Raw genomic sequence first — 20832 nt, forward strand, 5'->3', positions numbered from 1 at the left:
ATAATATTGAATGATATTCGTAGAAACAAAGGGGGTTTACTTGGTTTGAAAAAGCATCTTTTATCCGGTTCGCTTATCTTCGTCCTCTTTTTCCATCTCTTTTTTTTGCCCCAATCTGTCTTTGCCTTCAGTTATACCGGCGATCAACTTTGCGATGACTATTACGTCTACTATCGCTGGGGCGGGAACATCACCGAGCCGCACAAAGAAGCGATCAGCCAATCGGTCACCGACTGGAACAACGCCCAGAACAAGCGCCGATTCGTGCAAAATCCATCCGCTTCCGGAGTCTTTGATTCATATTATTCGAGTACCGATGATTACTACGGGTATTCCTACTGGGAGACCGGACTGGATTCCTGTACCGACGACTGGGTCGTTAAAATGAATAAATTTTATGATTCCAATAATGATCTCAATTTTGGCCGCAGCGTGGCCGGGCATGAAATCGGACATATACTGGGATTGGCGCATACCAACTGGACGGCGCTGATGAATATCGACCGGGATCGCTACTCGATTTACATCCCCCAAACCGATGATATTAACGGGGTGAACAACTTATATTAGGAAGGTGTGGATGATGTTTCACAAATGGCCCCTCTGTTTAACCCTTCTTTCTCTGTTGGTATTAATGGCCGGATGCAGCCGTTTCAACAGCGAAACACAGGTGAATATGCATATGGACCTCGCCTTGGAAAACAACCTGAACGATATGATTCATCAATCCCCTCTCATTGTCATGGGTACCTATCAAAGCGCGGCGGGAAGCATCAACGGCGCCCGCAACCCCCGAGATCCGTCAAAGCCGGCAGCCGATGTTTATAACGAGGTCAAACTGTTTAATTTCAAGGTTAACAAAGTATTAAAAGGAGAGCTGGATGCAGATATAATTAAAGTGGGTCAATCACACACCCTGCAATTGGATCGTTTGCGTGAAAATGAAAATATCCATATCACCAATCCGCTTTATATCGAGCCGGAAATGGGCAAAACATATATCCTGTTTCTGAAAAAATCTCCTTATGCCGATTTTTACTCTTTTCCTTTCGTCCCCAATTCGATCCAACTGAACGGTCAAGGAAAAGCTCTGTTGCAGATCCCCTCTCATCACCTGCTAAAACAGACGGTAACCCAGGATGACCAGACAATTCATGTGTCGATCGACGGGTTTCCGACAAACTACAAAGATCAAGTGACAGGGCTGAATCTGCAGGGAATCTTAAACAGGGTGGAAAATATTGAAAATACTCTGTTGCAATAATGGTAAACAGAATCGGAATTTCTTAAAAAGAGAGGAGCACCTCACCATGAACAATCAGGTTGCCATCGTTACCGGAGGAAGCCGGGGCATTGGTGCGGCCACTGCCAAACTGCTGGCCCGGCGCGGGGCAAAAGTGATCGTCAATTATCACAACAACCGACAGGCAGCTGATACAGTCGTCGAGTCGATTGTCCGGCAGGGCGGAGAAGCAACGTCCATTCAGGCAGATGTAAGAAACCCGGAAGCGGTTCGCCATCTGGTCGACCAAACCATCTCTACATACGGCAAAGTGGATATTCTGGTCAACAACGCTTCCATCTCCTTTCCGATTCAACCACTCATGGAAATGAGCTGGGATGATTTCGCCCAAAAGGTGAACGACGAGCTGCGCGCCGCTTTTGAGCTGACGAAAGCGGTCCTTCCCCACATGATCAAACAGAAATATGGCCGCCTCATCTACGTTTCCAGCGGTTTGGCACGCAGCACATCACCCGGTTTTATCGCGCACGGCGTGGCCAAAAACGGCTTGGAAGCGTTTGTTCGCTATGTCGCCGGTGAAGTTGGGCCGCATGGCATTACGGCCAACATCGTTGCCCCGGGAATGGTGGATACCGATGCAACGGCGGAAATTCCCCAAGAGAGGAAAGAGATGGCGGCCAACTTCACCCCGATGCGCCGAATCGCCCAACCGGAAGATGTCGCAAATGCCATCGCCTTTTTTGCCAGCCCGGATACCGGCTTTGTCACCGGGGGATATACCTCCGTTTCCGGCGGCTCACTGATGATTTGAATTTCACTGCAAAAAGCGCCGTTCCCTTCTTTGGACAACGGCGCTTTTTGTTTCTGCCCGACCAATTTGTCCAAATATTTTGTTATAATTAAATAGACATTTTATTGAAAATTGATTCTTGCAGGGGGAATCACATGAGGAACCGTTCATTTTGGCGAAAAGCCGGTGTTTTTTTCCTTTCTTTTTTGTTAACAGGAAGCCTGTTCCTTACGTCGAACATTCCATCCGCCCGTGCCGGGGACAACGACGGCACCCTCTCACAGGAAACCACATGGAAAAAACGACAGTTAAGGGCCCTGTGGGTTGCTTCTGTCACCAATATCGATTGGCCTTCCGCACCGGGCCTCTCGATCGGACAACAGCAACAGGAATTTATCCAAATCTTGAATGAAGCGAAGGAACTGAATATGAACGCCGTTGTGGTGCAAATCCGCCCGACCGCGGATGCTTTTTACCCTTCCAAATTAAATCCCTGGTCCAAATACCTAACCGGTACACAGGGAAAAAACCCCGGTTATGATCCGCTCGACTTCATGGTTCGCGAAGCCCATAAGCGCAATCTGGAATTTCATGCCTGGTTCAATCCTTATCGCGTCAGCATGGATACAGAAACCGACCAGTTGGCGCCAAACAACGTGGCACGGTTGCACCCCGACTGGGTTCGATCCTACGGCGGAAAGCTCTACCTTGATCCCGGTCTTCCCGAAGTGCGAGCCTACATTATCAACAGCGTGATGGAAGTCGTCAACCATTATGATATTGATGCTGTTCATTTTGATGACTACTTTTATCCCTATCCCGTTTCCGGAATCGATTTTCCTGATGACCCAACTTATCAGAAGTATGGAGCCGATTATCCCGATAAAGGGGACTGGCGACGCCACAATGTCAATTTATTGGTAGAGCAACTTTCCCATGCGATCAAAGAGGCAAAACCTTATGTAAAATTCGGGATTTCCCCTTTCGGCATCTGGCGCAATCAAAATACCGACCCGACCGGTTCCGATACAAACGGTCTGCAAAGTTATGACTCGATTTACTGTGATACCCGCACCTGGATCAACGAGGGATGGATCGATTATGTCGCACCGCAGATTTATTGGAATTTCGGCTACGCTCCGGCTGCCTACGAAAAACTGGTCGATTGGTGGGCCCATGAGGTAAACGGCAAAAATGTTCACCTGTATATCGGACAAGCGGCCTATAAAATTGGCCACAGCACCGAAGCTTGGGACGATCCGGAAGAAATGCCCAACCAGCTGCTCTTCAACAATCAGTTTGCTGAGGTAAAAGGAAGTATTTTCTTCAGCTATAAAGACGTGAAGGCCAATTATCTCGGTTTCCGGGACCGTCTGAAAAATGATTTATTCAAATATCCGGCACTGATTCCGACGATGCCGTGGCTGGATGACAACCCACCGAAGAAGCCGAAGCTGTTAAAAGCGGAAAACAAAAGCGGTTCGGCTGTTCACCTGGTTTGGAAGGACCAGTCGAAAGGGGACAGCACAGCCTTTGCCATCTATCGTTTCTCCAGCGCAAAAGAGATCAGTCTCAATCGTCCGCAAAACCTGATCGCCACAGTCAGAAAAAACGGGAATGGCCTGCAAACATTTGATGACCGAACGGCTGAAAACAAACCTGCAATCTATGTAATCACCGCCCTCGATCGGCTGCATAATGAAAGTAAACCAAGCAATCCGATTTTTGTCCGTTAAAAACCGTTTCAGGCATGGAGTTCGTTCCGTGCCTTCCCTTCCCCGAATTCACACATGAGGCCGATTTTTAATAAATTGTAAAAGACTTGAAAAAATAAGCTGAGAGTCTGCTTTATAATGAAATTAATAAGCAATGTTCTATCATATGGAGCACAAACATTGGAATTAAAAGGATTTTTTCAATCGTTCCATAAAAGCTAAAATAGAGATAGAGAAACGAATCGGCAGCCAATCCCCTTGCTGATTCGTTCCGAAGTGGGCAGGGCTCTTTTGGGAGAGGGAAACCATGATGAAAACAAAACGAAAGCATAATTGCATAAAACGGCTGGGCAGGACCTTTCGCTTTAATTTTCTCAAGTTGTTGCGTTCACCCGGCGGGGCGAAAAAAGTATCGCTGGGGTTTGCGCTTGGTTTCGGTTTGGAAATGATCGTCATCCCCACATGTTCGCTGATCTATATCCTGTTTTACCCGATCGTCCGCCTGTGCAAAGGTTCGCTTCCGGCAGCGATTATCGGCAACATCATCGGGAAATTAACCTTCTTACCCGTCATAATGCTCCCGATCTCCAAGAAACTGGGCGAATGGATCTACCCGGTGAATACCGGGACGATGAATTTTGAAGATCACTCTTTTACCGAGATTTTTTCAGGTAATTTGCAAATTCTTTGGGACATTTTGCACGGCGGATTGCACGTCCTGATCGGGCAGTCCATTTTGGGAGCGCTGTTCGGGTTTATCTCCTACTTTATTATTTATCGTTTGTATGAAAGTAGAAACTTCTATAAATTGCTACGAAACTGTTCATAATTTACGCCCCTTCCTTCATGGGAATCAGGGGCGTTTCTTTTTCCGCAATAGCGATTTTCAGATCAACAGATTTTCTATTTTAAAATAGAAGGCCCCCGCTTTTCCGTTTGGGCCAAAGGGAACGACAGGGAAGTGCGGGGGCCGTGGATTCATGTCTTCAGGCGGTCTCCTCGATCGGCCACTCCGTCCGGCGTAACTCTTCAACCACGAGATCGCCGAACTCCTCCGTACTGACCGCCAGTTGATTCTCGCTGGCCAAATCAGGTGTCCGCACCCCTTTTTCGAAAACGGTGCGAACCGCTTGTTCAACCGCGGCGGCGGCTGCCTCATAACCGAAGGAGTGACGAAGCATCAATGCCGCGGAGAGGATCGCTGCGGCTGGATTGGCCACGCCTTGCCCGGCGATATCCGGTGCTGATCCATGAACCGGCTCATACAGACCGATCGTACCTTCTCCCAGGCTTGCGGATGGCAACATTCCGATCGATCCGGTTAAAATCGCCGCTTCATCGCTTAAGATGTCGCCAAACATATTCTCCGTCACGATGACATCAAAAGTGGCGGGGCGGCGAATGATTTGCATCGCACAGTTATCGACCAACATGTGCTCCACCTGGACATCAGGATAATCTTTGGCTACCCGGTTGACCACTTCCCGCCAGAGCCGGGAGCTTTCCAAAACATTGGCTTTGTCAACCGAAGTAACCCGTTTTTTCCGGCCGCGTGCAATCTCAAACGCCAAGCGAACAATGCGCTCAATCTCGAACTCGTGATAAATCAACAGATCCGTCGCCACTTCTCCCTCAGGCGTTGTTGTCCGCTCTTTGTCGCCAAAGTAAATGCCGCCGGTCAATTCGCGAACCACCACCAGATCAACTCCGGCCAGCACCTCAGGCCGGAGAGTCGAGCTGTTTTCCAAGCCTGCAAACAGGGTGACGGGACGCAGGTTGGAATACAGTCCCAACCCTTTCCGGATACCGAGGAGAGCTTGCTCCGGTCTCAATTCCGGCGGATAGGAATCCCAGTCGGGTCCGCCAACGGCTCCGAGCAGAACCGCATCGGATTTTTCGCAGAGCTCCATCGTTTCCGGGGGGAGGGGAATGCCCACCCGGTCGATCGCTCCTCCCCCGATCATTCCGTACTGAATGGAGAACGAAAATCCAAATTCTTTCTCAACTTGCTGCAAAACTTTTACCGCTTCCTGGGTGATTTCCGGACCGATGCCGTCTCCCGGCAAAACGGCAATTTTTTTCACTTCGCTCACCTGACTCCACTCCTCTCAAGATGCCGTTATCTTCGCCATTCCGTCCCCGGCAGCCGCGCCTGTTCGCCTGAGCAGGCGATTCACCGCATCCAGATATGCCCGGGCGCTCGCTTCCAACACGTCGGTGCTGACTCCTCTTCCTCTCACGGTCCACTCACCTTGGCTCAACTGAACAAAAACCTCTCCCAATGCGTCTTTTCCCTGTGTAACCGAATGGATGCGATAATCTTTCAATTCCACCTGTACGCCGGTCAAACGGTCAATCGCCTTAAAGATCGCATCGACCGCCCCGTTTCCGCAAGCGGCTTCTTCCGATACCGAACCATCCGAAACCCGCTTGATCTGAAGGGATGCGGTAGGCAACGAATGACTCCCGCAGGTGACCAGCAATGACTCAAGTGTATAAGCATCTTTTGCATCGCTCATTTTTTCCTCGACCAAAGCAATGATATCCTCGTCCGCGACATCCTTTTTGCGATCGGCGAGTTCCTTAAAACGGATGAACAATTGATTTAATTGCTCTTCATTCAATTCATATCCCAACTGCAACAACTTATCCCGGAAAGCATGCCGGCCGGAATGTTTTCCCAAGACAAGGCGGCTTTCCGTCAGACCGACGGTCTCCGGCCTCATGATCTCGTAAGTTTCCCTGTTTTTGAGCATTCCGTCCTGATGAATGCCGGATTCATGTGCAAACGCGTTGGCACCGACCACCGCTTTATTGCCAGGAACCATCATGCCTGTCAATTTGCTCACCATGCGGCTGGTGCGATGGATTTCCCGCAAATTGAGAGTCGTTTGCAGCTGGTAATACTGCTCCCGCGTCTTGATCGCCAAGGCAATTTCTTCAAGCGCGGCATTGCCGGCCCGTTCACCGATTCCATTGATCGTGCATTCCACCTGGTCGACCCCGGCTTCAATCGCCGCCAGGCTGTTGGCCACCGCCATGCCCAGATCGTCGTGGCAGTGTGCGCTCAAACGAACCTGCTCCACTTCAGGCACGGCCTTTCTTACATTCATGAACATCTGCGCATACTCATTCGGAGTGAGATACCCCACCGTATCCGGCAGATTGATCACGCCTGCCCCCGCTTTAATCGCTTCCCGGACTACTTCGGCCAGAAAGTCGATTTCCGTTCGACCCGCATCCTCACATGAAAATTCTACAATCGGGAACAGCCGTTTAGCATACCGGATCGCTTCTCGCACCCGCTCAATGACCTGTTCCCGGCTCATCCGGAGCTTATACTCGCGATGAATTGGCGAGGTTGCCAGAAAGAGGTGCAGATAGGGTGATTCGGCTGCGCGCAACGCCTCCCACGCCTGATCGATATCTCCCTTGACCGAGCGGGACAAACTGCAAACAGAAGCATTTTTCACCCGGCTGGCAATCTCACGCACTGCTTGCATATCTCCGGCTGAGGAAGCGGCAAACCCGGCTTCGATCACATTTACTCCCAACCGTTCCAGCTGGATGGCAATTTCCACTTTCTCACGAGGGCTGAGGTTCACACCGGGCGACTGCTCCCCGTCGCGAAGGGTTGTATCAAAAATGGTGATCGTGCGCATAACCGCTTCCTCCTTTATGATTTATCTTTATTGTTGAATCGGTTCTTTTTGGCTCACCCATACCATCATCTCTCTCAGCTTCGCTCCGACTCTCTCAATCTCATGCTCTTTCTCCGCTTCTCTCATCGCCGTAAACTGCTTGCGGCCGGTTTGATTCTCCTCAATCCAGCGGCGGGCAAATGTTCCGTCCTGAATCTCTTTTAACAGCTGCTTCATCGCTTCACGACTGCTTTCAGCCACAACCCGTTTTCCGCTCACATAATCCCCGTACTCCGCCGTGTCACTGATGGAGTAACGCATGCCGGAAAGGCCGTTTTCATACATCAGGTCAACGATCAACTTCAACTCGTGCAAACACTCAAAGTAGGCGACTTCCGGCTGGTACCCGGCCTCAACCAGCGTCTCGAATCCGCTTTTGATCAACTGGCTGACCCCGCCGCACAATACCGCTTGCTCTCCAAACAAATCCGTTTCGGTTTCTTCTTTAAATGTCGTTTGGATCACTCCCGCTTTGGTGGAACCGATTCCTTTGCAGTAAGCCAGAGCGAGCGCGTGCGCATTGCCGGTCGCATCCTGATGAACCGCGATCAGGGCGGGAACCCCGAAGCCTTCGCAATATACCCGTCTTACCAAGTGACCCGGCGATTTGGGGGCTACCAGAATCACATCGACATCTTCGGGCGGAACAATCTGGCCGAAGTGGATGTTAAAACCGTGGGAGAAAAAGAGAGCAGATGCCGGTTTCAGGTGCGGTTCCACTTGCTCCTTGTATACTTTGGCCTGAAGCTCATCAGGAAGCAGAAGCTGCACCACATCGGCCCGTTTCACCGCTTCATCCACTTCAAACACCTGGAATCCATCGGCTTCGGCTTTTTCCCATGACTTTCCTTTTCTCAGCCCCACGATCACGTGTACCCCGCTGTCACGCAGATTTTGCGCCTGGGCATGCCCCTGGCTTCCATACCCGATTACCGCTACTGTTTTTTCCGAAAATAATGACAAATCTGCATGATGCTCATAGAACATTTGTGCCATCATCATTCCTCCTCAGAGAATTGGTCCTTTTTTTATTGGTCAAACAGTCGCTTTTACCTTGTTTAAACCGCGTTCCAGGGCAATCGCACCGGTGCGGGCAATCTCAATGATGCCGTACGGGCGCAGCAGTTCAACCATTGCTTCCAGTTTCGCCGGTTCGCCCGTTACCTGAATGGTAAGCGACTGTGGACTCACATCGACGATCGAGGCGCGAAAAGGTTCGACAATGCCGAAAATCTCGGCTCTCACCGCCGAAGTTGCTTCCACTTTGATCAGAAGCAGCTCCCTTTCGACGGTCTTTTCTTTTTCCAAATGTTCAACCTTAATCACATCAATCAATTTTTCCAATTGTTTTCTTACCTGTTCCAATGTCTGGTGATCGCCGCCGGTGATAATGATCATGCGGGACAGGCCTTCTTTCTCCGACTCTCCTACGCTGATGCTCTCGATGTTGTAATTGCGTTGCCCGATCAGACTGGCAACGCGGGCCAACACCCTTGGCTGATTGTTTACCAGTACGGAAAGGATATGCCTCATCTAGATCTCATCTCCCATTACCATCTCATCCAAGCCTGATCCCGGCGCCACCATCGGATAAACATTCTCTTCCGGGGAAACCCAAAAGTCGACGAGGGCCGGTCCCGGGTGGGCCAAAGCTTCTTCCCAGCATTTTTTCGCCTCGTCTTTGGTGCGGGCCCGCCAGGCTTTTACGCCATAGGCTTCCGCCAGTGTGACAAAATCAGGGCTGCCAGCCAGATCGACTTCGCTATACCGCTTTTTGTAGAAAATTTCCTGCCACTGGCGTACCATGCCGAGGCACTGATTGTTGATGAGCGCCACTTTCACGGGGATATTTTCCAGTGAAACGACGGCCAGCTCCTGCGCTGTCATCTGAAAACCCCCATCGCCGACGACTGCGATTACCGTCCGATCCGGATAAGCGAGTTGTGCCCCGATCGCTGCCGGAAAACCGAATCCCATCGTTCCCAGCCCACCGGAGGTCAGCAGGGAACGCGGATGGTGGAAACGGTAGAACTGAGCCACCCACATCTGGTGTTGTCCGACATCGGTCGTAATGATCGCTTCCCCTTGAGTCGTGCGGTAGATTTGCTCAATCACCCATTGCGGTTTCAGGCCATCTTCCGTCTCTTTGTATTGAAGAGGGAACCGCTGCTTCCATTCATCCAGCTGATCCATCCACTTGTTTGAGCGACTGCGTGGAACCTCCTGATTGATCAACTGAAGCACGGATTTGACATCCCCGTTCAACGGAATGTAGGTCCGCACATTTTTGCCGATTTCCGCCGGGTCGATATCGATGTGGGCGATTTTGGCTTTTTGCGCAAACTTGTCAATGCGCCCCATGGTAACCCGGTCATCGAATCGCGCCCCGATCCCGATCAGAAGATCACACTCCAGCAGGGCGTGATTGGCTGCATAAGTCCCGTGCATTCCCGGCATCCCGAGCCAATGCGGATGGGTTCCGGGAAAACCGCCGATGCCCATCAAAGTGGTCGTGACCGGAATGCCCGTTTTTTCCGAAAACGCGATCAATTCACCCGCCGCACCGGAGCTGACAACCCCGCCTCCAGCCAAAATCAGCGGTTTTTTCGCCTCGGCAATGGCTTCGTAAAGCTGTTCGACTTGTTCCCTTCCGGGCGTTCGCCAAGGATGAAACCCGGGAATCTCAACGCTTTCCGGATATTCAAAAGCGGCTTTCGCATTGGATACGTCCTTCGGGATGTCGATTAACACCGGACCCGGCCTGCCCTGAGTCGCAATCGTAAACGCCTCTTTGACGATCCGCGGCAGGTCACTCACATCGCGCACTAAATAATTGTGCTTTGTAATCGGCATGGTAATGCCCGTGATATCTGCTTCCTGAAAGGCATCGGTTCCCAAAAGGGACTGATCCACATTGCCGGTGATGCAGACCAGCGGAACGGAATCCATCATCGCGGTGGCAATCCCGGTCACCAGGTTGGTTGCTCCCGGACCGGAAGTGGCCACGACGACGCCAGGTTTCCCCGTCGCACGCGCATAACCGTCCGCCGCATGAATGGCACCTTGCTCATGGCGGGCCAACAGGTGGCGGATCTGCCCATCATAAAGCGAATCATAAATCGGTAACACAGCTCCACCCGGATAACCGAAAATCACCTCGACTCCTTCCTGGATCAAACATCGAAGCAAGATTTCTGACCCGGTAAACTTTCTCTCCTCAACCTTCGTCTCAACTAACTGACCAGACAGGGTTTCCATCTGGGGAGCCACTGGCATTTCTCCTCCTTTTAAAAAAGCAAAAATAAAAAGAACCTGATCCGCCCTTTGCTCGCATGCCAAGCAGCGCTCATTGGGACGAACAGGTTCGTGGTACCACCCAATTTTGTCGACTTCTCGCGAAAATCGACCTCACTGAGTATGGATCAACTCCATACTCCTGCCGTTAACGGGACAACCGGTAGTGTACTACTCAGCGCTGCAAAGCGCCTTTCGACACTCAACTCCAAGGTGAGAGATGTACAAGGCTGCGGTTCCGGTCTCAGCAAACCCGGACTCTCTGTATCGCGCCTCCTTGCCATCGTCCTTTTCATCGTCTTAACTTATCGAATTATCCGACGAATCGGCATTGCAAAAGCAATCCCTGCAATTATTGGAGGAAATATTGGATCGGATAAATAAAGAAGCTTCAATCTTGTAACCCTCGGGTAAAGATTTTGATTATTTAGCTGATATTATAGTCATCATCCTAAACAGCTGTCAACACAGTTTCTCTCATTTTTTTATTACAAATTTGCAAGCGTTTACAAAATTCTAATAATCCGCTCCCGACAGGGAACGGAAGAAAAGTCACACCTCTCTTAACACAGCTCCGGTATTGGCCGAAGTGACAAGACTCGCATACCGGCGCAAATATTTTCCGGAAACCTGAACGTCCGGAGCTTGCCAGCGGGCACGTCTGGCAGCCAGTTCTTCTTCATGGACATCCAGATGAAGGGTTCCTTTTTCCAAGTCGATCTCAATCCGGTCTCCCGACTGAACCAAAGCAATCGGTCCGCCTTCTGCGGCTTCAGGTGAAACATGGCCGATGCAAATGCCCCTTGTCGCTCCGGAAAAGCGGCCGTCTGTGATCAGCGCGACTTCCTTGCCCAGGCCCATTCCAACAATGGCCGAGGTCGGTGAAAGCATTTCAGGCATTCCCGGCCCGCCCTTGGGACCTTCATATCGAATGATGACCACATGGCCCGGTTTTACCTTGCCCAAGGCGATCCCGGCCAAAGCGGAATCCTGTGATTCAAAAACAATGGCTTCGCCGGAAAACTTCGTGATTGACGGATCAACGGCTCCCGCTTTGATAACTGCGCCATCCGGAGCAAGATTTCCGTACAAAATTTTCAGACCTCCCGTTTGGCTGTGGGCCTCTTCCACCCGTTTGATCACACGGGGATCTTTTATTTCGGCTCCGGCGATATTTTCCCCAAGCGTCCCCAGTGTCACCGTCTTCGTGTCGAGATGAAGCAAACCGTCGATGCGGCTTAACTCATTCAAGATCGCCGAAATCCCGCCGGCGCGGTCCACGTCTTCCATATGCCACTGCCCGGCCGGGCTCACCTTGCAAATATAGGGAACGCGTTTGGAAAGTTCATTGATGCGGGACAACGGATACTCCACCCCGGCTTCATGGGCGATCGCCATCGTATGCAGAACGGTGTTGGTGGAACCGCCCATCGCCATGTCCAGGATAAAGGCATTGTCCAACGCTTTTTCCGTCACAATATCCCGCGGTTTGAGATCGGCTTCGATCAAGCGGATGATTTGCCGTGCCGCGCGCCGCGCCAATTCTTCCCTCTCAGGAGTCCGGGCGAGAATGCTTCCGTTCCCCGGCAGAGCAAGCCCGAGCGCCTCGGCCAAGCAGTTCATCGAATTGGCGGTGAACATGCCGGAACAGGAACCGCATCCCGGACAACCGAATTTCTCAAGGGTTTCCAATTGCTGTTCATCAATTTTCCCCGCCTGATACGCTCCGACGCCTTCAAAAACGGACGAGAGGTCCACTTTGTCTCCTGCCGGCGTCACACCTGCAGCCATTGGACCACCGCTGATGAAGATCGTGGGAATATTAACCCGGAGCGCGCCCATCATCATACCGGGTGTAATCTTGTCGCAATTGGGGATGCAGATCAGCCCGTCAAACCAGTGAGCGAGCGCGACCGTTTCCACCGAATCGGCGATAATTTCCCGGCTGGGCAGAGAATAGCGCATTCCGATATGGCCCATGGCAATCCCATCGTCAACACCAATCGTATTAAACTCAAACGGAACGCCACCAGCTTCCCGTACGGCTTCCTTCAAAATTTCGGCAAAACGGTTAAGGTGGATGTGCCCCGGAATAATTTCCACAAACGAGTTGCATATGCCTATAAACGGTTTGCCAAAATCCTCTTCCTTGACGCCGGCCGCACGGAGCAATGCACGATGGGGAGCCCGGTCAATTCCTTTTTTGATTCGGTCACTTCGCATCTTATCACCTTCCCTGGATGGTGCAAACTTTTTTTCATATCAGTTTATATCAAATATTTTTTTATGTCACTCTCTTATTTTCGTAAATGTTAGTTGCCGACCGGGTCGATGGAGAAGCGCTCACGCCGGACCGAAACGGGATGAGCGTTCGGTCTCCAACATTCCTGAACGAAATACGGTATTTTCCTGCGTGCAAATTAACCTGCCTGACTGGGCAAATTCCACACTCGGCTCTATATAGATAAATTAATATTTTTAATAAATAAATTTATATTGCCTGAATAAACGAAAAAAGATATAATGATGGTTAAACTATTTCACTTACTTAAACATTAGTATTATGAATCCAACTGTATGAATTAAGGAGATTTTCTTATGTCAGACCGATTGGAAATGAGTCTGGAACTCGAACAGGTTTTTCGCCATATTTTGCGTGATTTGCGACGGGATTTGGCAGAAATCTGGGGTGATCGAATTAACGGAGCGGAGTTTGGCGTCTTAAAACAATTGGAGCAAAAGAGCCCGCAAATCGTGACGGCGCTGGCACAGGAATTTAATGTTTCCGTAAGCCACATCACCCATGTCGCCGACCAGCTGGAAAAGAAAAACCTGGCCTACCGAAAGCGTTCCAAGCTGGATAAGCGGGTGGTGGAATTGCACATATCCGAACTCGGAAAAAAAACAATTGAAGAATTGTCTTATAAAAAATCGGAGTATTTTCGCCGTAAGTTTGAAAAATTAACCACCGAAGAGATTGAAACACTTTTGACTTTGCTGCAAAAGATAAGTTAAACAGATAAACAGATAATCTCTTTTTGCTCCAGTCCGGGATCATGACAGCAGTCGACCCTTGACCATTCAATCATTCCAAAAAGGGGTTACCAGTCGGTGGAACACTTATCCTCCAAGCAGAAGATGACCATCATGGTCGCGATTGTTGCCAGTTTGCTGTTTGCGGCATTGAATCAAACGATCGTGGGAAACATCATGCCGCGGATTATCGCCGAACTGAAAGGAATGGAGTATTTCCAGTGGGTGTTCACCATCTATATGCTCACCTCGAGCATTACCGTGATTTTGGTTGGAAGGCTGTCAGACATCTATGGGCGGAAGCCATTTATCCTGATCGGCTTGGGCATCTTTGTGATCGGGTCACTTCTTTGCGGTACTTCATCGACAATTCTTGAATTGATCTTGTACCGCGGATTGCAGGGATTTGGCGGAGGGATGGTGATGTCCACCGCCTTCAGCGCTGTCGGAGACCTGTTTTCACCCAGAGAACGCGGGCGCTGGCAGGGAATCATGAGCGGATCGTTTGGCCTGGCCAGCATTTTGGGGCCTGCCCTGGGCGGGTATATCGTGGATCACTTGGCGTGGCATTGGTGTTTCTGGATTTTCCTGCCCTTTGGCATTATCGCATTCGTCTTGATCTGGTTCCTTTTCCCGTCCGTTCCCAGAAAAGGGCCTGTCTCAATCGACTACCTGGGCTCCCTTTTCCTGATGATCACCATGATTCCCTTGCTGCTGGCCTTTTCCTGGGCCGGCACGCGATATGCATGGACATCACCGGTCATTCTCGGACTCTTCGCCGGATCTGCCGCTTTCCTGATCCTTTTTCTGCTGATTGAACGATCGGCACAAAATCCGGTTTTACCCCTCAGCCTTTTTCGCACATCCATTTTCTCCCTGTCCAATACGGCTCTTTTTTTGATCGGATTTGCCATGTTCGGTTCGATTATGTACACCCCCTTCTTCATTCAGGGGGTGCTGGGGCTGTCGGCAACCCATTCCAGCTTTCTCATGATGCCGATGACCCTCGGCATGGTGCTCGCCAGCACCGGGTCCGGGCAAATCGTGACCCGCACCGGACGGTATAAATGGATTGCGCTTACCGGGCTGGTCATCATGGCCTTTGGCGTATTCAGTATGACAACCCTCACGGAAAACGCCGACAATTGGCAAATCGCCTGGCGCATGCTGTTGATCGGCATCGGGCTGGGCAGCAGTTTCCCGATCTTCAACCTGACGATTCAAAATGCAGTCAATTACAGGTTTCTCGGGGTGGCCACTTCCGCTTCCCAATTATTCCGCCAGATGGGCGGTACGGTTGGGGTTTCCATCATGGGAACGGTGATGAATACAGCGATTCAAAGCCGGATGGGCACCTTGATGGCCAATATCCGCCACCATTTGCCCGCTGCGGCCAGAACCCCGCAGATGCTGAAGAAAATCGCATCGCTCGGCAATCCGCAACTGCTGATGGATCAAGCCCAGCTCATCCAGATTCGCTCCCGTTTGCCCGGTTCGCTCATTCCCGTGTTCGACACCATCGTTTCATTCTCAAGGGGAGCGCTTACCATCGCGATTCACCATGTTTTCTTCATTGCCGGCTTGATTTTGCTCATGGCGATTCTCATCGCGCTTTTGGTCAGGGAAATCCCGTTGCGCACCTCCAATGCGCAGGCGGTGGAAGAAGATCCCGACTGGCAGCGAAAAACAGCTTAATTCTCTTACACTCTCGCCACAGAGAGTGTTTTTTATGCAAAAAAGGCCCTTTTCCTCCCGGGAAATCCGGGCCGGAAAAAAGCCTTTTTGTGAGTCTGGGTTACTTTGCGTTTTTCGCAACGTTGACCAGTTCAGCAAATGCTTTTTGATCGCTGACGGCCAGTTCAGCCAGCATTTTGCGGTTGATGTCCACACCTGCCACTTTCAAGCCATGGACAAATTTGTTGTAGGAAAGACCGTTCATCCGCGCAGCAGCATTGATCCGGGTAATCCACAGTTTGCGGAAATCGCGTTTGCGTTGACGGCGATCGCGATAAGCGTACATCAAGGATTTCATCACTTGTTGTTTCGCCGTGCGGAACAAACGGTGTTTGGAACCAAAATAACCTTTCGCCAGTTTCAGTACCTTTTTGCGACGAGCGCGAGTAACGGTACCACCTTTCACTCTAGCCACAATAAATCCCTCCTGAAGTAACTTCTGTCTCTAATCAATTGCTTACATATATGCGATCAGTTGCTTAATCCGTTTTACATCGCCGGAATGAACGAGTGCGCTTTTGCGAAGCTTGCGTTTGCGCTTGGCAGTTTTTCCTTCGAGCAAGTGGCTTTTAAACGCATGGTTGCGTTTCACTTTGCCTGTTCCCGTTTTTTTGAAACGCTTTGCTGCAGCGCGTTTGGTTTTCATTTTTGGCATCGCGTGTATCCTCCTTGCAACTACTGTTTCGGTGTTAAAATCATAATCATTTGACGGCCTTCAAGCTTTGGCGGACGCTCGATGTCCGAGATCTCCTTCACCTCGTCCGCCATGCGATCCAAAATCCTGCGGCCAAGCTCCTGGTGCGTGATTTCACGTCCGCGGAAACGGATGGTCAACTTCACCTTATTCCCTTTTTGCAAGAACTTCTTCACGTTGTTCAGCTTGGTTTGGACATCATTTTCTTCGATCGACGGACTCAGACGGACTTCTTTAATCTGAATGATCTTTTGGTTTTTGCGGGCTTCTTTCTCCCGTTTGCTTTGCTCATAGCGGTATTTGCCATAGTCCATGATTCGGCAAACAGGCGGCTTTGCTTGCGGTGCGACATTGACAAGATCCAGATTCGCTTCCTGCGCCAAGCGTAATGCTTCCCTGAGCGGTTTAATCCCCAACTGCGACCCATCGACTCCGATCAAGCGAACCTCACGAGCACGGATCGACTCATTAACTTGGTGCTGATGTTCCTTGCTGATAACCTGCCACCTCCGGAAAAGTATTGAAAACAAAAAAATGCGGGCGCAAGTAAACGCCCACATTTAAATCCCATTATCACAAGGAAATTCAACCGTTTCCTAATGACCTGTCAACAGCAACACAGCGTCGATCAGGTGAGAAGCGGGCGCTTCTTCTTGCATGATGAAGATATCGTATCATACGCTAACAGGAAATGTCAAGCTTACGCCGTTTCACGATCACAGACAGACAACAGGGTATCGAAAAATATCCCTGCTGTCAAGCGAGTCCTGATCTCATCCTGCGAAGCCCCTTTATGCCCATTGAAGGCAAGGGCACTCCGAGCGGATTGGCCTACAACCTGCCTGTGCGGTGGCCTTATCTTCTTTCGCCGATCTCCTCTTTCAGCTCACGGATTACCTCATCCAGCGGTTTGGCGCCGAGATCCCCTTCGGTGCGCTTGCGGACGGCTACCGTTCCGGAATTCAGCTCTTTTTCCCCGACGACAAACATGTACGGCACTTTTTGCACCTGAGCTTCACGGATTTTATAGCCGACCTTCTCGTCACGCGCATCCAGTTCGACGCGGATGCCGGCTCTTTGTAATTCATCCGTCACTTTTCGGGCATATTCATTATAATCGCGGGAAACCGGAATCACGCGCACCTGAACCGGCGCCAGCCAAAGCGGGAAGGCACCGCCGTAGTGTTCGACGAGAATGCCGATAAACCGATCGATGGAACCGTAAATGGCGCGGTGAATCACCACTGGCCGATGCCGTTCATTATCTTCGCCGATGTAGGAGAGATCGAATTTCTCCGGCATCTGGAAATCGAGCTGAATTGTGGCGCATTGATGGCTGCGTTTCAGGGCGTCACGAATGTGGAAATCGATTTTCGGACCGTAGAAGGCGCCATCCCCTTCATTGATCCGGTAGTCGATTCCGGCGCGGTCCAACACGCTTTTCAGAGCGGACTCCGCTTTTTCCCACAATTCATCGGATCCCATCGAATCTTCCGGACGGGTGGAAAGCTCAACGGAATAAGGGAATCCGAAAACAGAATAAATTTGGTCAATCAGTTTCAGCGCATTCATCACTTCTTCTTCGATCTGGTCCGGGCGCACGAAAATGTGGGCATCATCCTGGGTAAACGTGCGAACGCGCAACATTCCGTTTAAAGCGCCCGACAACTCATGGCGGTGCACTTGACCGAACTCGGCCAGACGGAGCGGGAGATCACGGTAAGAGCGAATCTCATTTTTAAAGATCAGCATGTGCCCGGGGCAATTCATCGGCTTGACGGCAAATGTGGCTTCGTCCACATCGGTGAAGTACATGTTTTCCCGGTAATGATCCCAGTGGCCCGATTGTTCCCAAAGGCGCTGATTCATCATGAGCGGCGTGCGCACTTCTTTGTATCCCGCTTTGGTTTGCATTTCGCGTGAAAGCTGCTCCAACTCATTGCGCAGGGTCATCCCGTTCGGCAGGTAGAACGGCATCCCCGGAGCCTCTTCGGAGAACATGTACAGCTTCAGTTCACGCCCCAGTTTGCGATGATCCCGTTTTCTGGCTTCCTCCAGAAAATGCAGGTACTCTTCCAACTCCGATTTTTTCGGCCAGGCCGTGCCGTAAATGCGCTGGAGCATTTGGTTGTCGGAATCGCCGCGCCAGTACGCCCCGGCCACACTGAGCAATTTGAACGCTTTGATTTTCCCCGTCGACGGCAGGTGCGGACCGCGGCAGAGATCGAAAAACTCTCCCTGCTCATAAATGGTGATCACGGCATCTTCCGGCAGGTCGCGAATAATCTCCAATTTCAAATGGTCTCCCACTTTTTCGTAAAGGCGGATCGCTTCTTCCCTGCTGACCACTTTGCGGACGATCGGCAGATTCTCTTTGACGATCTTGTTCATCTCCGCCTCGATCTTCGGAAAGTCTTCCGGCGTCAGGCGCACCGGCAAATCGACATCATAGTAAAAGCCGTCTTCGATGACCGGACCGATTCCCAGTTTCACGTCAGGGTAAAGCCGTTTTAAAGCTTGTGCCAGCAAGTGCGCCGTACTGTGCCGGTATACCTCGACTCCGTCTTTGTCTTCCAGTGTCAGAATTTGCACTTGGGCCCCGTCGGGAACTTCCCGGTTCAAATCGACCACTTTTCCGTCGATTTTTCCCGCCACCGCTTTTTTGAGCAAACTTTTGCTGATCGATTCCGCCACGTCGCTTACAGTTACCCGGCGGTCGTATTGGCGAATCGAACCGTCAGGCAATTTCACTGCCATTTCCATTTTGCTTCTCCTCCTTCAGTATAGGAAAAAATAAAAAACGCCCGATCCCCGGAAAGGGACGAGCGTTGCTGTCGTGGTTCCACCCTTTTTCAATCCCGTTGCAAACAAAAAGAAAACCAACGGAATCCTCCAACACAATAACGGTGTGTTGCCGGCAACGGATACTGGCAAACTTCCGCGTTCCCCGTTGCAGCTTGAAGGGGGTAAGCACCTTCCCAGCGGGTACAGGGGTTTGCAGCCGGTGACCCCCGCTCTCTGAAACCATGGAAAACTGCTCGTGTCCTTCGCATTGCCGCTAAAATTGAAATTTTTATGTATTATACTCATTTCCCCGCATTTTAGTCAAGCATCTTCTCCCCATTTTACTGCCGGTTTGCACCGGCTGCAACCATCACAAAGCATAATGCGGCCTTTAAAGATTTGCAGCAGGGTGCGGATCACATTTTCATGCCGTTGTTCCGTATGTACGACCACCCGTTCAGGCACGGCTGTCAGCAAGGCGCCCAGAATATAATCCTCATTGGAAAAAGGAGTTTCCCATCCTTCATACCCCCATTCATTCAATTCTTTTTGCGGAAGCGTCCGGCCGTCTGCCAACAGCAGCCGAAACCCGCCATCCGCCTGGTGAACAACATGAATCAAGGGAACCTTGGGAACTTGGAGTTGAACAAATTGGCGCAACAGACGGATAAATTCCTTATATTCCTGATCAAGGCGATAGGAGGCGACTGCTTCTTTGACACAGGAGGCCAGTACGCGGAAATGTCCTTTCATGCGAAAGCGCACATAACCGTCAACAGCCAGCCGGCAATTCTCCCGCAAGTACCATTCCACTTGTTCCGCCAATTTCTCCCTGCGGTCAGCGTAGACGGATTTCTTGTACTCCCAGGCGCTCGACTTCAGTTGCCTGAACACCTCCCGCCTGATTCTCCCGACCTCTTCATGCGAACGAAAAGGATCATACCGGCGGATCATCCAATTGATCAGGTCCGGTTCAATCTGATCGCATATGTAGCGCGCCACGGCCCAACCCACTTTTTTTCTTATTTCTTCTTCACGTCCCGGCGGAAATTGGAACCAAAAAAAATGTCTTCCTTCAATTTCCGCCAACGTCAACGAACAACGGCGTTCGGCCAACAGATTTTGCAGATAGGGCCGCAAGCGCAGTTCTTTTTTTCGGTCATGAAAGCGAACGGAAATTAAATAATTCACCCAATTCCCCCTTTCGGCAAAAGCTTAATAACAATATATGGGATTGTGGGAATCTGTATACACAAATCGCCCGGCTTTACAGAAAACCCTGTCGCAACAGCCGGTCAATCTTGCCTCCCGCCACAAGCATGGAACGCGCCATTTCCTTCGGTGTATCACATTTAAGCCGGGGGAATTTGGATGCAGCCGGCAAGGCGGACAGCGCACAAAAGAGCCGGATTGAATAATAACAATTTTTATTCTTCTGTCCATTGTTTCGTTTTCATGTTAAAACACCTCCCGCCATCATGGAATTGCAGGTAACAAGGAAGAGGAAATGAATCTCCACCTGCTTCCAAAAACCGGTCTGAGAACCACTCGTACAAATATTCTTCAGCGCATTCGTCAAATTCTTCCATTTCACCATCATCCAGTTCGGTTGGATCAAAGTAACGAACAGATGAGAAGTCAAACCCCAGATCTTGTAACTTCGCTTCATAAATCGAACAGGACCCTTTCATTGGTATTGGACGAATTCCATAGAATCCCTCATATCCTTCTACATAAAATAAGATCCATTGGGTATCCGGAGGATAAGCTTTCCAACGATCGTTCTCTCCATCATCCCTTAATCACCTGCGATATTTTTTCTAAGTTTGTGATTCACATATGAA

19 protein-coding genes and 1 other annotated feature are annotated in these 20832 nt (G+C 50.6%); of the genes, 7 read left to right on the forward strand and 12 right to left on the reverse strand.

Annotation, left to right across the window (positions count from 1 at the left end; genetic code table 11):
* The first annotated feature begins 45 nt into the window (after nucleotides 1-45).
* The 5 genes from I8U19_RS05410 to I8U19_RS05430 all read left to right on the forward strand — a co-directional run bounded on the left by I8U19_RS05410 (nucleotide 46) and on the right by I8U19_RS05430 (nucleotide 4577).
* Nucleotides 46-570, forward strand: a complete 525-nt coding sequence (locus I8U19_RS05410) for a matrixin family metalloprotease (protein WP_198055388.1) — start codon at nucleotides 46-48, stop codon at nucleotides 568-570.
* Nucleotides 571-583: 13 nt separating this feature from the next.
* The gene (locus tag I8U19_RS05415) at nucleotides 584-1264 is read left to right on the forward strand and encodes a hypothetical protein (protein WP_198055389.1); all 681 of its coding nucleotides are present in this window, start codon (nucleotides 584-586) and stop codon (nucleotides 1262-1264) included.
* A 46-nt stretch (nucleotides 1265-1310) separates the two neighbouring features.
* Entirely contained in the window at nucleotides 1311-2054 is a 744-nt protein-coding gene (locus tag I8U19_RS05420) for an SDR family NAD(P)-dependent oxidoreductase (protein ID WP_198055390.1), read from the forward strand.
* Nucleotides 2055-2188: 134 nt separating this feature from the next.
* Nucleotides 2189-3769 carry a glycoside hydrolase family 10-like protein gene (locus I8U19_RS05425; RefSeq protein ID WP_198055391.1) on the forward strand — a complete coding sequence of 527 codons (1581 nt, stop codon included), beginning with the start codon at nucleotides 2189-2191 and terminating at the stop codon, nucleotides 3767-3769.
* 286 nt (nucleotides 3770-4055) lie between these two features.
* On the forward strand, nucleotides 4056-4577 hold the full coding sequence (locus I8U19_RS05430) for a DUF2062 domain-containing protein (protein WP_232336326.1): 522 nt from the start codon (nucleotides 4056-4058) through the stop codon (nucleotides 4575-4577).
* 157 nt (nucleotides 4578-4734) lie between these two features.
* Here I8U19_RS05430 and leuB read toward each other — a convergent pair whose 3' ends face one another.
* From leuB to ilvD, 6 genes are all read right to left on the reverse strand, one after another.
* The gene (gene leuB / locus I8U19_RS05435) at nucleotides 4735-5841 is read right to left on the reverse strand and encodes a 3-isopropylmalate dehydrogenase (protein ID WP_033101144.1); all 1107 of its coding nucleotides are present in this window, start codon (nucleotides 5839-5841) and stop codon (nucleotides 4735-4737) included.
* A gap of 15 nt (nucleotides 5842-5856) precedes the next feature.
* Nucleotides 5857-7428, reverse strand: coding sequence for a 2-isopropylmalate synthase (locus tag I8U19_RS05440; protein WP_370589206.1), 1572 nt, complete (start codon nucleotides 7426-7428; stop codon nucleotides 5857-5859).
* Between the two features lie 9 nt (nucleotides 7429-7437).
* On the reverse strand, nucleotides 7438-8445 hold the full coding sequence (gene ilvC / locus I8U19_RS05445; RefSeq protein WP_198055393.1) for a ketol-acid reductoisomerase: 1008 nt from the start codon (nucleotides 8443-8445) through the stop codon (nucleotides 7438-7440).
* A 39-nt stretch (nucleotides 8446-8484) separates the two neighbouring features.
* Complete coding sequence (ilvN, locus tag I8U19_RS05450; RefSeq protein ID WP_033101141.1) at nucleotides 8485-8982, reverse strand: acetolactate synthase small subunit; 498 nt, start codon at nucleotides 8980-8982, stop codon at nucleotides 8485-8487.
* Entirely contained in the window at nucleotides 8983-10707 is a 1725-nt protein-coding gene (gene ilvB, locus I8U19_RS05455) for a biosynthetic-type acetolactate synthase large subunit (RefSeq protein ID WP_198055506.1), read from the reverse strand.
* A 588-nt stretch (nucleotides 10708-11295) separates the two neighbouring features.
* Nucleotides 11296-12966 (reverse strand): dihydroxy-acid dehydratase, encoded by a 1671-nt coding sequence (ilvD, locus tag I8U19_RS05460; RefSeq protein WP_033101140.1) that lies wholly within the window; start codon nucleotides 12964-12966, stop codon nucleotides 11296-11298.
* 375 nt (nucleotides 12967-13341) lie between these two features.
* Here ilvD and I8U19_RS05465 point away from each other — a divergent pair, with 375 nt between their 5' ends.
* Nucleotides 13342-13758 (forward strand): MarR family winged helix-turn-helix transcriptional regulator, encoded by a 417-nt coding sequence (locus I8U19_RS05465; RefSeq protein WP_052154221.1) that lies wholly within the window; start codon nucleotides 13342-13344, stop codon nucleotides 13756-13758.
* Nucleotides 13759-13854: 96 nt separating this feature from the next.
* Nucleotides 13855-15471, forward strand: coding sequence for an MDR family MFS transporter (locus I8U19_RS05470; RefSeq protein ID WP_198055394.1), 1617 nt, complete (start codon nucleotides 13855-13857; stop codon nucleotides 15469-15471).
* A gap of 100 nt (nucleotides 15472-15571) precedes the next feature.
* Here the strand turns inward: I8U19_RS05470 and rplT are convergent, their stop codons facing one another.
* The 6 genes from rplT to I8U19_RS05500 form a co-directional block, all read right to left on the reverse strand.
* On the reverse strand, nucleotides 15572-15925 hold the full coding sequence (gene rplT / locus I8U19_RS05475; protein ID WP_033101139.1) for a 50S ribosomal protein L20: 354 nt from the start codon (nucleotides 15923-15925) through the stop codon (nucleotides 15572-15574).
* Between the two features lie 42 nt (nucleotides 15926-15967).
* Nucleotides 15968-16165 (reverse strand): 50S ribosomal protein L35, encoded by a 198-nt coding sequence (gene rpmI, locus I8U19_RS05480; protein ID WP_033101138.1) that lies wholly within the window; start codon nucleotides 16163-16165, stop codon nucleotides 15968-15970.
* A gap of 20 nt (nucleotides 16166-16185) precedes the next feature.
* Nucleotides 16186-16764, reverse strand: a complete 579-nt coding sequence (gene infC, locus I8U19_RS05485; protein ID WP_198055395.1) for a translation initiation factor IF-3 — start codon at nucleotides 16762-16764, stop codon at nucleotides 16186-16188.
* Nucleotides 16727-16865 (reverse strand) — a sequence feature (ribosomal protein L20 leader region). Its footprint overlaps the gene before it by 38 nt.
* A 194-nt stretch (nucleotides 16866-17059) precedes the next feature.
* Nucleotides 17060-18967, reverse strand: a complete 1908-nt coding sequence (thrS, locus tag I8U19_RS05490; RefSeq protein WP_033101137.1) for a threonine--tRNA ligase — start codon at nucleotides 18965-18967, stop codon at nucleotides 17060-17062.
* Nucleotides 18968-19309: 342 nt separating this feature from the next.
* On the reverse strand, nucleotides 19310-20179 hold the full coding sequence (ytxC, locus tag I8U19_RS05495) for a sporulation protein YtxC (protein WP_198055396.1): 870 nt from the start codon (nucleotides 20177-20179) through the stop codon (nucleotides 19310-19312).
* A 236-nt stretch (nucleotides 20180-20415) separates the two neighbouring features.
* Nucleotides 20416-20679 (reverse strand): hypothetical protein, encoded by a 264-nt coding sequence (locus I8U19_RS05500; RefSeq protein ID WP_198055397.1) that lies wholly within the window; start codon nucleotides 20677-20679, stop codon nucleotides 20416-20418.
* Nucleotides 20680-20832: the final 153 nt, after the last annotated feature.

It is taken from the genome of Thermoactinomyces sp. CICC 10523, assembly GCF_016055105.1.
In the GTDB taxonomy this organism is placed as follows: domain Bacteria; phylum Bacillota; class Bacilli; order Thermoactinomycetales; family Thermoactinomycetaceae; genus Thermoactinomyces_A; species Thermoactinomyces_A daqus.